Source organism: Candidatus Poribacteria bacterium, assembly GCA_026706025.1.
In the GTDB taxonomy this organism is placed as follows: domain Bacteria; phylum Poribacteria; class WGA-4E; order WGA-4E; family WGA-3G; genus WGA-3G.
In genome coordinates this window covers 19376-35713 of record JAPOZO010000099.1, presented here as the reverse complement: position 1 = coordinate 35713, position 16338 = coordinate 19376, and the positions used below count along the sequence as shown (strand labels likewise).

Genomic DNA, 16338 nt, shown 5'->3' with positions numbered 1-16338 from the left:
TCCCGAAATGTGCCTACGCGCAAGGAATTACTACAATGAAACCGACACGTTTTCTGATTTTGACGATACTTTTTGTTTTACTATTGTTTCACGCGAATGTCTCTGCCCAAGATTATACCGAGTGGAATTTACCCGAGGGTGCCAAAGCACGCCTCGGTAAAGGCACAATAACCGGAAATATCCAGTATTCTCCAGATGGTAGTCTACTGGCGGTTTCGAGTTCCATTGGTGTCTGGCTTTACGATGCGGACACCCATCAAGAAATTAACTTGCTTGTCGGCCATACAGCGCAGATCTCAGCCGTCGCATTTTCTCCGAATGGAAATACACTGGCTGCTGGCAGTACGGACGGAACGATCCAGTTGTGGAACCCGCGTACCGGCGAACAGAAAGCGTCTCCGAGAGGACACAATCGCGGTCGTATTACTTCGCTCGCGTTTTCGCCTTTGTCGCAGATCGACTTACTTGCAAGTGGTAGTTCAGACAAAACAATTCGATTGTGGGGCGCGAGTACAGGCAACTACATAACGACTTTAATGGGACATCCGGGATCCGTCACTTCTGTTGCGTTCAGTCCAGACGGACTAATGCTTGCCAGTGGTGGTGGGCACGAAGACAATACAATTCGATTGTGGAATGCAAACGATAATTTCCGTAATTTCCGTCTCACTGTCACCACCCTTGCAGGGCATGAATATGGCGTTACGTCCGTTGCGTTCAGTCCAGATGGACGGATGCTTGTCAGTGGAAGTACGGATAATACAATTCGATTGTGGGATCCACATACCAGGGAACACAAGGCGACCCTCAGTGAACACACACAGGATGTCACTTCCGTTGCGTTTTCTCCGGATGGGCAAACACTCGCGAGTGTGGGCAGGGACGAAACCGTTCGGTTATGGGATCCTGTCACTGAAACGCTCAAGACAACTTTCACTGGACATACCGGTTGGGATGCCTCTGTTGCGTTCAGTCCAGATGGACGAACCCTTGCCAGTGCAGGTGATGACCAGATGATCCAATTTTGGGATTATGTCGCCTTCCAACACAAGTCTACTATCACCGGTCATACTTTTCCAGTTAATGAGATTGCGTTCGCGCCCGATGGACAGACTTTCGCGAGTGCCGGCGATGGTAAAGCGATTCGTTTGTGGGACACCGACACAGGGCAGCTTCAGGATACACTCACTGAACATGGTGGACGTGTCTTTTCCGTTGCATTTAGTCCAGATAGCCAAACGCTCGCCAGCGGCGGTGGGTGGGGGGATAACGCAATTCGGTTATGGGATGTCCACGCCGGGCAACCCAAAGTACCTATCACAAGCCATAAACATGGTGTGGAGTCCATCATGTTTAGTCCAGACGGTAGCACAATGGCAAGTGGCAGTTGGGACAGCACAGTTCGATTGTGGGATGCCGATACAAGTGAACACAAAGCAACGCTCAGAGCCGGTGCCACTGTCTTTACTGTAGCATTCAGCCCAGATAGTCGGACGCTTGCCAGCGGAGGGCGGGACAATGCAATTCACTTATGGGATGTAGAGAGAGGAGAACACCTAACATCTTTGGAAGAACACACACGTCTTGTTGATGCGGTGGCGTTTAGTCCTGATGGTGGTACCCTTGCCAGCGGTAGTTGGGATAACACAGTTCGATTGTGGAATATACAGACAGGACAATCCTACGTTACGCTCATGGGACATACGTCTCGTGTCAAATCTATTGTGTTCTTTCCTGATGGGAAAACGCTTGCCAGTGGCAGTTGGGATGATACAATTCGGTTGTGGGATACACAAACAGGACAGCTTCAAGCAACACTCACAGGGCATACTGCTGGTGTTAACACGCTCGCACTCTCTCGCTATGGTGGCACCCTTGCAAGCGGAGGTGATGATGGCACGATTCTCTTATGGGAGTTTACGCCTATTGAACCGAAGATAATAGTGGATGTGAACAGTGATGGTGTTGTGAATATCCAAGACTTGGTACTCGTCGCATCCCATCTCGGTGAGACCGGGCTGAGTCCTGGAGACGTAAACGGTGATGGTGTTGTGAATATCCAAGACTTAGTACTCGTCGCATCCCATTTCGGAGACAGTTAGGGCAATCGATAAACGCTGAAAAACAACCGAGATTGAAGATGATTGTAAGATTTACCGTGATAAGGACAAGGAGGTTTTTTATTATGGATAATCTTTCAATCATATAAATCCTGGTCAAAATTTGGAGAAAAGTTAACGTGTCAACAGATCAACGCCTCCGGGTCGCTATCTACGGCTGCGGCAATTTTGCGAAACGGACGCGCATTCCAAACCTATTACAGACAGATGCGGTCGATATTGTCGCTGTATGTGATAGCAATTTACAAGCAGCGCAGGAAATCGCCACCGACTTTAAGGTGCCACACGTCTATCACACCGAAAATGATGGCGCGTATAAGATGCTTGACGCTGAAGCCATTGACGTGTTATACTCTATCGTGCCAGCGTACGTACGAACCGATGTCGAAGTGAGCGCAGTGAAAAAGGGTATCCATCTCTTCAGTGAGAAACCACAAGCGATCACGATGCAAGTCGCACGCCGAATAGATGACGCTGTGCAGCAGGCGGGCGTTATCAGTACCGTCGGATTTCGTGAAAGGTATCGTCCTCTCTTTCAAGAGGCACGTCAATTCTTGGTGGACAAACAGATTGTGCATGTCCGTTTCCAGAGTTTCGGTGGATTACCGCCTTCAACGGATGGTGGTGCTAAAACGTGGTGGGCGGAGATGGACAAATCCGGTGGTCGTGCCCTCGATTGGGGAGTCCATGCAACGGATTATAGCCGGTTTATGACGGGTTTGGATGTCGCACGGGCGCAAGCCTTCTATTGTGAACGTTCTGCTTATGCAACCGCTTTGTCGTCAAGTTTCAATTACTGTTTTGACAATGGTGCTACGATGACGCTGAGTTTCGTCTCAGCTGGTTCCAGTCCGAGAAACGAACCGTGGTTTACGGTTTTCTATGAAGACGGATGCCTTGAAATTTACCAATACGATAGGATTGAGGTCAATGGTAAAATCCTTTATCAAGCCGACGAATTCGACCCGTGGTTGGAACAGGATAAAACCTTTATCCGCGCTATATTGACCGACGATGCAAGCATTTTATGCAGCGATTACCACGATGGTCTGTTCTCTTTGGCACCTGTTTTGGCTGGCTGGAAATCCGCCCGTCGTAACGGGGAATGTATTGATGTCGCGTCGTTTATGAATGACGTATAATTAAAAATCAAGAAAGGAAAAATTATGGATGCAAGATTAAGAAAGATTCAGATTACACCCATGAAATTCGACAAAGAGGGCGCGATGCAGCGTGAGGAATTCGCTACGCTTACCATCGAAGTACCGATGGATAGCACAGCACAACGCGCCGCTATTATAGAATTGTGTGAGCTCCTTGACCAGGAATGGGTTATGGTTAACGTTGAGGGCAAAACGGTCGTGGCTGTCAGCACCGCTTGATTTAATAGTTTTCAGTTATCGGTAAAGAAGTTGCCAGTATCCAGTGTCCAGTTGCCAGAAAGGACACATCTGGTGACTGGACACTGCTGATAACTGAAAGATTTTTCGTAGAAAAAATCGCACTGTTCTCACTGCGAAGCATGATAGCTGTTAAAAAATATGAAAAAGAAATGGCTTTTTACCCCCGGCCCCACGCCGATTCCGCCCGAAGCATTGTTGGCGATGGCGCAACCGATTGATTACCACCGCAGCGAAGATACTGTCGCATTAATTAAAGACGTTCTCGAAAAACTCAAACATGTTTTCCAAACCGAGAACGATGTCCTCTTCTTAACATCATCTGGTACCGGTGGTATGGAAGGTGCAGTTGCGAATCTACTGTCTCGTGGAGACAAAGTGATTGTGATCCGGAGTGGTAAATTCGGGGAACGCTGGGGCGACATCTGCACCGCCTTCGGGGTTGAAATTATACCGATTGACGTAACGTATGGAAATTCTGTTGACCCGCAGGCAGTAGAAACGCTTTTAGTTGAACATCCTGATGTAAAAGCGGTTTACGCAACACTTTGTGAGACCTCGACGGGTGTTCTACACGACATTGAGGCACTCGCACGCCTGACCCGAGTGCGCCCAACACTCTTGATTGTTGATGCTGTCAGCGGACTCGGTGCTGACGATTTACAGATGGACAATTGGGGTGTGGATGTCGTTGTTTCTTGTGCGCAAAAAGGGTTAATGACCCCACCCGGGCTATCGATCGTAGCACTCAATCAGCGTGCCTGGGAGGCAGTTGAACGTTCTGACCTCCCGAAATATTATTTTGACTTCCGTAAGGCTTATGAGACCGGCTTACAGGGTTCTGTCCCCTATACACCGGCAGTGACACTGCTGACGGCACTGCAATGTGCGCTAAATCGCATCTGTGAAGAGGGTATCCGTAGGACGATTGCGCGTCACAGCCGCTTAGCTGCTGCGACCCGAAGTGCAGTTAAGGCGTTAGGGCTTTCCCTGTTTGCGGTATCGCCAGCGAATACTGTAACATCAATCCGGTTACCAGAAGCAGTTGATGGGAAGGCTTTCATCAATCTGATGCTCGGGGAATACGGTATCACCTATGCTGGTGGTCAGAGCCAGTTAAGTGGAAAAATCGTCCGAATTGCACACCTCGGTTGGATGAATGAAAACGACGTTATCGTCGCTATTTCTGCGTTTGAGCGCGGATTAGTGGAAATCGGTTGTGATATTCCGCTCGGTGCCGGAGTTACCGCTGCACAAGAGGTTTTTCGTGTTCTTAAATATTAGGTTTCTGCTCCGATTTTTCCGATGTCAAAATCGGGTTTCCGATAAAAAAACAAAAACGTAGTCCGTAATGTAATGGAGGACGGGTCTACGGAATGAAACTTCAAAGTACCGACTCACCTCACCGAACCGCAAGGAAAGTTAAAAGTATGTCTGAGACGACACTTTTTGATGCCTCGTATGAGCAGCGAAAAAAGCCACTACTAACCCAGACGTTAGAACGGCTCCGTCCCATTTATAGTAAGTCGGAATTGGATTTTTTACGTATTGATAGTATGAGCCGCGAGGGATTAGCACAACGTTCCGGGCGCGGGTTTGTCAATCGGGATATCCTTGAAACGGTACTCGGCAATTTGCTTGAATGTGTCGCGCCAGGGTCACACAATGCGCCGCATCTCGCGCATCAGAAACGCGAACTTGCCGCGGCAATCGAAGAGGTGGCGGACCAACTCTATGCAATGGTCGCACAATCTTTTTTGGCTGTCAAAGACGAAACACCACTTGATACTGCGCTTGAAACTGCTTTTTCGCTGCTCTCGGAACTACCGCGGTTTAAAAGTCGAGCACTCTGGAATCGATTCGCCTCTCTCAAAGACCCTGCTGTTTGGGATGCGTATCTTCTTCACACCGGTATTTCACGAGAAAAACTCGCAGCCATTGATTTTCGATCCCAAGTTGACACCGCAATTCAGGAGCGAACCTTTGAACCGTATCAAGACTTTCTCGGCACGCTGAATCTTGCCGCCGTTTTGGACTATCAACTCCAATTGGTAGGGAGTACGTACCCAGGGTGGCGTGTGCTCTTTTACCACGACGTCGCACACGCTTTGACGTGCAGTGAAGCCCCCGAGGAGAGTCCAGACATCCAAAGAGTCCCTGTCCCTCTGTTGCCGCGTGCTATTTCCGAACTCGCCGGACGTTACTATCAAGCCGATTTACACCCAGAAACACAGATCGGTGACGCTAATTTCCTTGAGCATCCGCATCGCGGCGTAACCACCGGACAAACAGGAATTATCGGTTCTGGATGCGTTATCTATCCGAGTACATTTGGTGGATTGAGCGTCAAAGTCAAGCAACGGCATCCGGTCATCGGCGACTTTGTTGAAGTCGGCACCGACACCAGTCTTCTCGGCCCCGTTCAAATCGACGACTATTGTACCATAGGCACCAACACCGAAATCTACGGGTTCGTTGAAATTGCGCAGCGATGCCGTATCGGTTCATCGGTTGTTATTGGTACTATTCGGGGCGCGTCGGAAAGCCCTGGACGAATTTATATAGGGGATGAGGTACGCATTGGAGATGGTACCGTCATTGAAAACACATCGGAAATGGACTTGATTATACCCAACCGCGCACAGATTCCCGCACGAAGTCACGTCGCAAACGACGGGTTCGGATTCCCACGATATATAGTCTGACTATGGAGAAAAAAGATGAAAAACATCATGGAGATAGATCCTATTGAAGCCCTTGAGCTGCTAAATATCCTCGTGAACGATCAGATTTTCGCGGCGCGCGAGCGGCTCATAGTGTTGCTTAACGAACCCCCTTCCGCTGAGAACAGACGGGAACTTGAGACAGAGTTCCGTGAATTCTATTGTGGTTATGAAAGTCTTGCGTTCTTTCTTGAAACGTATGAGGAGGACCCATTAGAGGGGCTGCCGCCGCACACATCACTATCGAAAAAGTTAAAACGGCAACGTGAATATATTCTTGCCAATCGGAAGACGACCCTGGAAGAGCGGATGTCCAGACGCGCTGGTGCTTACATGCACAGCGATCCGATGCCAGAGCAGAAAATCTTGGAGCTGCCAACAGACGAATATCGAAAACTGTTACGCATGCTCGTGAGTTTGGAGTTTTTCCCGGTGCAGGAACGTTTCCTCGCATTGCTGGAGCGAAACGCCCCACTTGCCGAATTAGATGTTGCGTTTCGAGAATTTTTCGTCGCCTACGAACTCTTGGAACTTGCATTGGAAGCGTATCATTATGACCCTGATGAGGGATTGGAATTACGACCAGAGGTCATCGAAAGGCTTGAACAAAGCATAGCGGATATTGAGGCAGGTGGTAAGACATATTCGCTTGAAGAAGTTTTCGAGAAGTTAGAAGGAGAATAGTTGTGTATACATTGCGGCACTCACGACGTGCCCGAACAGATATACAGCGTTTAGATCCAGCGGTGGCCCAGCGGATCCGCAATAAATTAAGATGGCTCTGTGAGAATTGCGACAATCGGCAGCATAAAGCACTGAAGGGTGAACACAAAGGAAAATTTACTTTGAAAATAAACGACTACCGTGCTCTCTATACTTTTGATAGGCAGACAAGAGTGTTGACTGTCCATGAAGTCGGACACCGGAGCAGGGTCTATTAAATATAACCGTTCCCGTCCGTCGTCAAAAAAACATGAGGAAATATGAAAAAGATAGCGCGCGCTTTGATCAGCGTCTACGACAAAACGAACCTTTTAGAAATAGCAACTGCCCTTGCACAACATGGTGTGGAAATCCTCTCCACCGGCGGCACGGCACAACACCTTCGGGACGCAGGGATTGACATCGTTGATGTTTCCGATTACACCGGCTTTCCTGAAATGATGGATGGTCGGGTCAAAACCCTCCATCCCAAAATCCATGGCGGCCTCCTCGCTGAACGAGATAATGCCGAACACAACGCACAAGCGGAAGCACACGATATCGGTTCCATTGACATAGTGATATGCAACCTATATCCGTTTGAAGCAACTGTCGCCAAGCCAGATGTAACACTTCCCGAAGCGATTGAGAATATTGACATCGGCGGTCCGACGATGATTCGTGCGGCGGCAAAAAATTATCGACACGTCGCTGCCCTCACGGATCCGAGCCAATACCCACAAATTATTGCCGACTTAGATGCCAATGACGGCTGCCTCTCGGAAGCACGGCGATTTGAATTGGCAAAAGCAGCGTTTGCACATACCGCTCACTACGACACTGCAATTGCTGCCTATCTTACCAATAATGATTCCCCTCTGATAACGGGGGTTAATAAAGCAGAGGATTCCGAAACAGACGCATTCGCGGATAACCTAACCCTCCATTTCAAGAAGGAACGTACACTCCGTTATGGCGAAAACCCACATCAGCGCGCCGCTTTCTACAGAACTGAAACCACACCAGGACCGTCCGCTGCATGGGCGAGTCAACTCAGTGGGCAACCGCTCTCCTTCAATAATCTCCTTGATTTAGACGCCGCTTTGGAAATTGTCAAGGACTTTGCAACGCCCGCGTGTGCCATCATCAAACATAACAATCCGTGTGGACTCGCGACGGCTGGCAATTTACAAGAAGCCTTCACAAATGCATTGGAATGTGATCGGACCTCTGCCTTCGGTTCGATTGTCGGGTTAAACCGCAAAGTGACAATCCAGACAGCGAACACGATCCGCGAAGCTGCACAAGCAGGCGTGAAAATTGATGCAATTATCGCACCGAGTTATACCGAGAAGGCATTGCGTGCGTTGTCACGTGTCAAACGCCGTCCTATCCTTGAAGTTGGGTCGTTGTCAACCTCCGACCCTGTTTTGCAGATTCGCAACATTACCGGCGGTATACTCGTCCAAGACCCGGATGTTCACGACATGGAAGCAGCAGCACTACAGGTTGCCACCAAACGTCCGCCTACAGACGAGGAGATAAACTCTCTACTGTTCGCCTGGAAAGCCTGCAAACATGTCAAATCCAACTGCATTTTGTTGGCAAACGACACGCAGAGCGTCGGTATCGGTGCGGGGCAGATGAGCCGCGTGGATGCCGCCATCATCGCTATTCGGAAAGCAGGCGAAAAAGCAAAAGGTGCCGTGTTAGCCTCGGATGCCTACTTCCCATTTCCAGATGGTGTCGAAATTGCCGGTGAGGCGGGCATCAGTGCGATTATCCAACCCGGTGGTTCCGTCAACGACGAGCCTGTGATTGAGACTGCTGACGCTTACGGCATGGCGATGGTTCTAACAAGCATCCGACATTTCCGGCATTAAGACCAATGTCTAACAGTTAGGGTATTAGGATCAACAAGAGAACTTTGTGTGAATATGGATGCCTAACTTGAGGTGAATATGGTAAATTTAGAAGCAGTTTGGTATCGGGTGCTAAAAGACACCTCTGTTGCACATTCCTCTATACACGGTCCCGATCATTGGGCACGTGTTGAAAGGAATGGTCTTTATGTGGCACAGAAAACAGGAGCTGATAAGATAATCGTTCAGTTGTTCGCAGTATTCCATGACTGCATGCGCCAGAACGATGATATTGATCCTGGGCATGGACGTAGAGGTGCCGAATATGCCGTTCAAATCAAAAATGAACTCATCAATATCCCCTCGGACGACTTTGATAAATTTTACTATGCATGTGAATGGCATACGGATCAGAGAACGACGGATGATGTTACGATCGCAGCATGCTGGGATGCCGATCGATTGGATATAGGTCGAGTCGGATATATATTAGACCCTCAATACATGAATTCCAAACCCGCCCAAGAAATAGCCAAACGCGATGATATTAGGGTCTTAGACCGCGTTGAGGCAAGGAATTGGGAAAAATTGGTTTGCAGATCAAATGTACGCTGATTTTCACAGACTGTACAATAGGAGACAGATATTTTCTGTTTCTTTCGATTGACTGAGATATGGGCAATTTCCTATTTGACGCTACAGTTTTTGAACAAACTGGACATTCGACGATTTTTGTGATATTCTATGCCCAGAAAAATACGACAACTCATCTCGGATTTGAGAAAAGCCGGTTTTGTAAACACAGGTGGGAAAGGAAGCCATCGGAATTTCAAGCATCCTAAAGGTCCACGAGTTACGATTTCTGGAAAACTCGGCGATGATGCCAAGCCTTTTCAAGAAAAATTAATAAAAAAAGGAATTGAGGAGTCTCAAAGATGACTGAAAGCGCACAGTACATTAAGATCGTTGAGTGGTCAGACGAGGACGAATGCTTTATCGGGTACTGCCCGGGAATCATTGGTCCATGTTGCCACGGCACTGATGAAATTGAAGTTTACCAGCAGTTATGTGAGATCGTTGACGAGTGGATAGAAATTTTCCACCGAGACAATGAGGCACTCCCACCGCCGACTATCGGTAAAAACATTGAGGAATTTTTGAACGGGGCAGGTAATCACTAAGGAGGAATGGGTGAAAACATACTCATTTCAAGTCGTCTTAGAAAAAGACAAGTGGCCCGATGAGCCAGATGAAAACGCTGTCTGGCGAGCCTATATTCCCGCTTTAGAGCATCAAGGAGCTTCGAGTTGGGGGTATACGCAAAAAGAGACTTTAAAGAATCTGCAAGACGCTGTTGATTTGCTCATTGAATCATTTTTGGCACATGAAAAAGAACTACCTTCTGGTCTTTCTGCACAAACTCAGATCAGCGATTTGCCCTTAATCCGTTCTCCCTCCAGTTGAACAGTAAATCCTTATAGGAAATTGAAATTTGGCTACCACACTAACACTCCCACCCATAATAATTACAGGCGCAGGCGCGTCCGAGAATGTCGGTGAACAGGCGAAACGGCTCGGTGCAACGAACGCACTCGTCGTGACCGATCCGGGTATCGCTAAAATCGGATACGCCGACCAGATTGCCCAAAATTTACACGCTGCTGGCATAAGCAGCACCTGCTTCTCTGATGTCACACCCGATCCGACTTTACAGAACGTGCAGGATGGGCTAAAACAGTACGATGACGAAGCATGTGATATTATTGTGAGTATCGGCGGTGGCAGCGCAATTGACTGCGGAAAAGGCATCGCCATGAAACTAACCAATGATGGCGATTTTGCTGATTATATGGGTGTGGATAAAATCCCGAATCCCGGCGCACCCCTTATTGCGATACCGACAACGGGCGGCACTGGAAGTGAAGTCTCCAAGGTTACCGTTATTACGGATGCTGTGCGGAATGTGAAGATGATGCTCAGCAGCGCTTGTCTACTTGCACACGTCGCACTTGTGGACCCGCTGTTGTCTCTGACAACACCACCGCACTTGACGGCAGCAGTCGGTGTTGACGCGTTGACGCATGCAATAGAGGCATACATCTCCAAACGCGCGCAACCGATCACCGACGCACTTGCATTGAAGGCGATTGAGATGATTTCGGGGTCGCTGCGGCAGGCGTGGGCAGACGGCGAAAATATCCCCGCACGCACGGATATGATGATCGGTGCGTCTATCGCAGGGATGGCGTTCAGCAATTCCTCTGTCGCGCTGGTCCACGGCATGTCGCGTCCAATTGGTGCGTATTTCCACGTTCATCATGGACTCTCGAATTCGGTGTTGTTACGCGATGTGATGGCATTTAGCGTCGTCGGGGTGCCCGACCGCTTTGCCGATATTGCACGTGCGATGGGTGAACCACTTGATGGATTATCCCCGATGCATCAGGCAGACGCAGCGGTTTCTGCCGTTGAACGACTCGTCACCGATATTCAGATGCCGCGACTCGGCGAAATCGATAAAATTGACAGAGAGAAATTTGAGGACGTGATTGAACAGATGGCAGCCGATGCCATTGCCAGTGGAAGCCCTGCCAACAATCCACGGCAAGCGACTGCTGAAGAGATCGTTGCGTTGTATCGTCAGTGTTTTTAAAAGTGGTGGGCACGCGCCGCCGTGCCGTTGACGCAAAGCATGGTATGCCTCGCGCAATTCTCAGAAAAATAACCTTGGCGTTCCTATTGTGCCTGTTGTTTGCCGCGTGTGAGACTTCTGATGTGCTGCTCCCCGAAAGCAGCGCACCGATTTATTATGGAACGATTGATAATATCGACGATGTCTACGATGGCGACACAATCCAAGATGTAGCGATCTTAATCTATCCGTTTCATTCACCAACGCCGGGCATGAGCGAGGCGCAATTAACCCTCTGGCCCGGTATTGAACGTCGTGTTGACGGCATTTATAGCATCACAAACATCAGAATAGCGGGGGTAGATACGCCTGAAAAGCGTCCGATCCGCGGCGACCGCACCGAAATCTCAATTCAACGGGAAAAAGAACGTGCTGAAGCCGCAACGGACTTTCTTAAACAATTGCTCCTTGACAACAGTAAAGATGACGGCACGCTCGGATTCGTGATCCAGAATCCAGCGCTGGATAAATATGCAGGTCGCATCATCGCGGATGTGATATGTTTCAAAGATGGTGTATCTACTGATGTCGCTGAGGCGTTGATAGAAGCAGGACACGCCGTTATCTATGACGGCGGCACAAAAACGCACGATTGGGGTGCTGAATGAAAATGAACACCAACCGCATGAAAAGATTGTTAGATAGGGATTCCTGAAGTGCCAACGTTAATTTAGACCTAATAAAGACTACTCCAGTTGAAACCGAGTGTATCGCAGATCTGTCGAAACCTAATAATTGGTGTGCAACGCCTCACCCATCGCTCGTTTTCTACACATCGATATCTACTTTAACGCCTCATATTTACCAGATAAATCCCTGCTGCTACCAATACAGTTCCTGCTAATATACTCAACGACAGTTCATCCCCCAAAAACAGATTGCTAAACAATACACCGGACACAGGCATGAAAAAATACAAGACTACCAATTTGCTTGCTTTGTATTTTCTTAGCACCGATGTCAATGTCAGAAAACAGAAACCCGTGAGTATCCAGCCTTGATAGAGCATTCCTGCTCCATTTGCCAACGTCAATGCAATCGGTTTCCCACGCTCAAGGAAATAACTCAAAAATAGAAAACAGGGAATGTTTAAACTCAACAACCAGACGAGGAGGCGGTGAGGGTAAATGTCTTGAACAAACACCTTCGTGAGTGTAATGCGGAGTCCAAAGAGACAGGCAGCCAGCGTTACAATCAGGTCTCCGATGAGAGACTCCAAGGTGCCATCGCCTCGTAGGTTCGGCGCGATGGCTGCAACAACACCACCAAAGGCAGAGAGAATCCCTAATATCTTCCTAACAGAGAGCCGATCATCGGGAAGCCAAAAGTGCCCGAATATGACAGTAAAAATTGGGTAAAGCGCGAAAAAAATGGTTGAGCGAGAAGCAATAGTGAGTTCAGTGCCGATGTTCAACAGGACGGTATGAAATGCGTGCAATACCGCAACTACGGACAACCGGCGCACTTCTTCAAAACGCAACCGCATTGACATTCCCTGGAAAAAGCCCACACCACCAACAGCAAGAGTCCCTAATATATAACGAAGAAATGCCATTTTCAGCGGCGGAATGCCTTGCAAACTGATCTTAACAGCGAGTGAATTCCCGCCGTAAAGAGAAATGGTAGACAATACAAGGGCAATAATCTTACCGGGCGGATCTTCGTTTCTAAATTCTTTTTCTATCATAATTCTAATGAGGTAACCTCAACCTTACTCACGTTATAGTAAGCTTTCAATTACCAATCCACTATGGACGGATATAGAGAGGGGTGAGGCACGGGACCTCACCCACCACGATTTGCCAGAACAAAGGTGCAGGTTCTGTGAACCATTACATCCCAATGAGTTCGATTTGAACGTTGTCAGGTCCCTTGAAAAACGCCCTTTTGAACTCAGGTATCAGATAGTCGAGTTCTGCGCCTTTCGCCTGGAGTTCTGCGACGGTCGCGTCGAGGTCTTCTACAGTGAAGGCGAGTTGGAAGAGCCCCCAGCGCGGATTGCCGCTGCTATCTTCTACCTCCATATCCGGTAATTTAGAGGAGAGGAATATCCGTTCCCCACCGATTTCCATACGGACGACTTTTAACCTACCGACATCAACTGTTTCTAAGACTTTGCCGTCAAATATCTTTTCGTAATAACTGATTGCACCGTCCAAGTCCTCGCACCGAAGATGGACGTGGTCAAACGTAACTTTCATTGTTAGAATTTCCTTTTCTTAGAAGAAGCGTGCTTGGCAGCGCGCAAGTGAAAATATGATACAGGATATGTCATTATCACATAATTCGTTGATTGTGTCAGATAAAAAAGCACCTGTTGAACCTACTCAATATATCCAAGATCCCGTAACTTACCTTCCAGAATCTCTGTCTCCTCAGCCGTAGATTCTTGCGTTTTCAGGTGGTGGTAATTAGAATTCATGAGGATGTTATCATAGGCGTCTCGGAAGCGATCTGGATCTTCACAAGCAAACTCTTCACCACTCAGGACATGTCGGTACACGAACTCACTTGTCCGTTCATTTTCACGATACAGATACTTACCATCCGTTAGGGACCAGAGTCGAACGCCTTCCGAATACCTATCAATCTCTATGTTATCAACCATTGCCCGGGAAGTTACGCGATGGTGCGGTATCTCCAAGTTATTTTTATCAAGAAACCTAACACCGTAGAGACTATCCAACTCCGACAGGACCAATCGGTTTGCGTCAATTTTAGATGGAGATAGCAGGTCTTGTCCATAGCCATGATAGTCCACATCAATACCTGCGAGGTTTGTAAGGGTCGGGAACAAATCAATCGCTGAAATCGGCGGATTCGGAAATTCCAGATTCCCCACGTCAGGGATATGTGCTAACAACGGCACGTGTAGCACGTTCTGATGGAGTGTGGCACCGTGGTTTATAATCTCATCGCAGATACCTTCACCGTGATCTCCGAAGATGAAAATTGCCCACTCTGAGAGATGAAGTTGCTTCAAAATTTCAACGAGCTTAAATTCGAGTATATGCGTCACAGCGGCGTAGTAGGTACGTAACGCCTCATCCATCCTATTGTTATTGACGAGCCACCCGAAACTTGGAGCCCCTGGAATTCCGCTCATGCCATATTCAGCGTGTGCATACCAGAAATGCAGGAAACAGAACTGCGGTACGTCCGAAGGCTGCTTGAACTGTCGGATCAAGTCTTCAAGTGAGCCGAGGTGTTGTGCCGATGCATTCGGGTCAATTGCTGTAATGAACGGCTCAAAGTCGAGGAATCGGAACACATCCGGATATTCTGAACGCCCGGTGATGTGATAACCAGCATCACTAAATATCTGAAATAGATTTGGGATACCCTCGAACATCTTAAGGTAAGCCTGCCCATAGAGACCGTGTTCAAATGGATAAAGTCCGGTGAAATAGGAGGTATGAGATGGACGTGTCGCCGGTGCTGGCACAAAAAACTTTTCAGCAAACGAGAAATCCTGGGTCAGTAGGTCGAACTTCGGCGTGTTAAAAAGGGGGTTCGTCCGACTGAGTGCATCGAACCGCCAGCAATCAATTGAGATGAGTAAGAATTTATTGACAGTGTTGATTTTCATCATCTAATCCATCAAACGTAGATTGTGGAGTGCCAATGAAAAGTGCTTGATTTCTTTTTTAAAACACCTTAAAATGTAGGTGGCTAAGTGAGGGAAACTGACCGCCTGCATTTGCACATTATCAATGCGCGTAGTGTGGTGCAGTGCTGTACATCGCTAACATTGTATCACGACCATCTTCAAAAATCAAATTTTCCGTTAAGCAACACCTTAGGTAGCGTCTATATCTTCATCCTGAAGGACGGGGTCTTGACTCCGAAGATGATGGTAAAAATAAGGAATAACTTGTGAACAGACCCAAGATTGTTGTCCCCGGTGATTCACCACCACAAATCCAAGGCTCGCCGCATCTCGAACGCTTGAAACCCTACGGCGATGTTGTCCTCTACACCGACCGACCCGAGACGAACGAGGAGAAAATCCGCCGCGCTGAAGGTGCAGACATCCTCATCAATTCGCGCGGGATCGTCAAGTGGCCCGCAGACATCTTACGTCAACTGCCTAAACTCAAGTTAATTTCGCTCTGCTCCATCGGAACGGATATGATTGGACTTGAGGAGGCGAAAGCGCGTGGAATTACTGTTTGCAATCAACCCGGACGCACCGCGCCGGTTGTTGCGGAGCACGGGTTCGGGCTGATGTTCGCGCTCGCCAAACGCGCAGCATTCCTCACAGCCTCAATGAAGGCAGGCGGATGGCCCCGTATGGACAACATCTACTTGCAAGGGAAAACTTTAGGAATTGTCGGCACCGGGCATATCGGGACAGAGATGGCACGTCTCGGGCGAGCCGTCGGGATGAATGTGATCGCGTGGACGTATAACCCTTCAGCATCGCGTGCAGAGGCACTCGGCGTTCAGTTTGTTTCTCTTGATGAACTTCTCCGTACTGCCGATGTCGTCAGTTTGCATGTCAGGTTGACAGAGGAGAGTCACCATCTCATCGGTGAACGTGAATTTGGCTTGATGAAACCTGGCGCGCTCTTAATCAACGTTGCCCGTGGCGGCGTGCTTGACACCGACGCGCTTATCCGTGCGCTGGACAGCGGACACCTCGGTGGTGCTGCAATTGATGTTTACGACCAAGAGCCACCCCCAGCTAACTATCCGCTCTTAGAATGTGAACAGGTAATTCTAACACCGCATTGTGCCGATATGACACCGGAGGGTGTTGAACTGCTAAACGAAGGCGCGGTAGATAATATCATCGCTTTCCTCGAAGGCAAACCACAAAATGTAGTTGTTTGAGCT

18 protein-coding genes are annotated in these 16338 nt (G+C 48.4%); 15 read left to right on the top strand and 3 right to left on the bottom strand.

Annotation, left to right across the window (positions count from 1 at the left end):
* Positions 1-35: 35 nt before the first annotated feature.
* The 14 genes from OXH00_25315 (at position 36) to OXH00_25250 (ending at position 12107) form a co-directional block, all read left to right on the top strand.
* Positions 36-2102, top strand: coding sequence for a dockerin type I domain-containing protein (locus OXH00_25315; GenBank protein MCY3744348.1), 2067 nt, complete (start codon positions 36-38; stop codon positions 2100-2102).
* A gap of 137 nt (positions 2103-2239) precedes the next feature.
* The gene (locus OXH00_25310; protein MCY3744347.1) at positions 2240-3262 is read left to right on the top strand and encodes a Gfo/Idh/MocA family oxidoreductase; all 1023 of its coding nucleotides are present in this window, start codon (positions 2240-2242) and stop codon (positions 3260-3262) included.
* A gap of 24 nt (positions 3263-3286) precedes the next feature.
* The gene (locus OXH00_25305) at positions 3287-3502 is read left to right on the top strand and encodes a hypothetical protein (protein ID MCY3744346.1); all 216 of its coding nucleotides are present in this window, start codon (positions 3287-3289) and stop codon (positions 3500-3502) included.
* 159 nt (positions 3503-3661) lie between these two features.
* Positions 3662-4804, top strand: coding sequence for an alanine--glyoxylate aminotransferase family protein (locus tag OXH00_25300; protein ID MCY3744345.1), 1143 nt, complete (start codon positions 3662-3664; stop codon positions 4802-4804).
* Positions 4805-4950: 146 nt separating this feature from the next.
* Entirely contained in the window at positions 4951-6225 is a 1275-nt protein-coding gene (locus OXH00_25295; GenBank protein ID MCY3744344.1) for a hypothetical protein, read from the top strand.
* 15 nt (positions 6226-6240) lie between these two features.
* The gene (locus tag OXH00_25290; protein ID MCY3744343.1) at positions 6241-6927 is read left to right on the top strand and encodes a hypothetical protein; all 687 of its coding nucleotides are present in this window, start codon (positions 6241-6243) and stop codon (positions 6925-6927) included.
* Between the two features lie 2 nt (positions 6928-6929).
* Positions 6930-7184: a type II toxin-antitoxin system RelE/ParE family toxin gene (locus OXH00_25285; GenBank protein ID MCY3744342.1), complete on the top strand. Its 255-nt coding sequence runs from the start codon at positions 6930-6932 to the stop codon at positions 7182-7184.
* Between the two features lie 42 nt (positions 7185-7226).
* Positions 7227-8828 (top strand): bifunctional phosphoribosylaminoimidazolecarboxamide formyltransferase/IMP cyclohydrolase, encoded by a 1602-nt coding sequence (purH, locus tag OXH00_25280; GenBank protein ID MCY3744341.1) that lies wholly within the window; start codon positions 7227-7229, stop codon positions 8826-8828.
* A 78-nt stretch (positions 8829-8906) separates the two neighbouring features.
* A complete protein-coding gene (locus OXH00_25275) occupies positions 8907-9422 on the top strand; it encodes a hypothetical protein (protein MCY3744340.1) in 516 nt (171 codons plus the stop codon).
* 129 nt (positions 9423-9551) lie between these two features.
* Complete coding sequence (locus OXH00_25270) at positions 9552-9746, top strand: type II toxin-antitoxin system HicA family toxin (GenBank protein MCY3744339.1); 195 nt, start codon at positions 9552-9554, stop codon at positions 9744-9746.
* The gene (locus tag OXH00_25265; protein ID MCY3744338.1) at positions 9743-9988 is read left to right on the top strand and encodes a hypothetical protein; all 246 of its coding nucleotides are present in this window, start codon (positions 9743-9745) and stop codon (positions 9986-9988) included. The genes OXH00_25270 and OXH00_25265 overlap by 4 nt, the downstream gene beginning before the upstream one ends.
* 10 nt (positions 9989-9998) lie before the next feature.
* Positions 9999-10271, top strand: coding sequence for a type II toxin-antitoxin system HicB family antitoxin (locus OXH00_25260; protein MCY3744337.1), 273 nt, complete (start codon positions 9999-10001; stop codon positions 10269-10271).
* A 28-nt stretch (positions 10272-10299) separates the two neighbouring features.
* Positions 10300-11460 carry an iron-containing alcohol dehydrogenase gene (locus OXH00_25255; protein ID MCY3744336.1) on the top strand — a complete coding sequence of 387 codons (1161 nt, stop codon included), beginning with the start codon at positions 10300-10302 and terminating at the stop codon, positions 11458-11460.
* Positions 11451-12107 carry a thermonuclease family protein gene (locus OXH00_25250; protein ID MCY3744335.1) on the top strand — a complete coding sequence of 219 codons (657 nt, stop codon included), beginning with the start codon at positions 11451-11453 and terminating at the stop codon, positions 12105-12107. The genes OXH00_25255 and OXH00_25250 overlap by 10 nt, the downstream gene beginning before the upstream one ends.
* 179 nt (positions 12108-12286) lie before the next feature.
* Here OXH00_25250 and OXH00_25245 read toward each other — a convergent pair whose 3' ends face one another.
* From OXH00_25245 to OXH00_25235, 3 genes are all read right to left on the bottom strand, one after another.
* Complete coding sequence (locus OXH00_25245; protein MCY3744334.1) at positions 12287-13186, bottom strand: DMT family transporter; 900 nt, start codon at positions 13184-13186, stop codon at positions 12287-12289.
* Positions 13187-13331: 145 nt separating this feature from the next.
* Positions 13332-13700: a VOC family protein gene (locus OXH00_25240; protein MCY3744333.1), complete on the bottom strand. Its 369-nt coding sequence runs from the start codon at positions 13698-13700 to the stop codon at positions 13332-13334.
* Between the two features lie 122 nt (positions 13701-13822).
* Positions 13823-15091 carry a sulfatase-like hydrolase/transferase gene (locus OXH00_25235; GenBank protein MCY3744332.1) on the bottom strand — a complete coding sequence of 423 codons (1269 nt, stop codon included), beginning with the start codon at positions 15089-15091 and terminating at the stop codon, positions 13823-13825.
* 284 nt (positions 15092-15375) lie between these two features.
* Between OXH00_25235 and OXH00_25230 the strand changes: the two genes are divergently transcribed.
* Complete coding sequence (locus tag OXH00_25230) at positions 15376-16335, top strand: phosphoglycerate dehydrogenase (GenBank protein MCY3744331.1); 960 nt, start codon at positions 15376-15378, stop codon at positions 16333-16335.
* Positions 16336-16338: the final 3 nt, after the last annotated feature.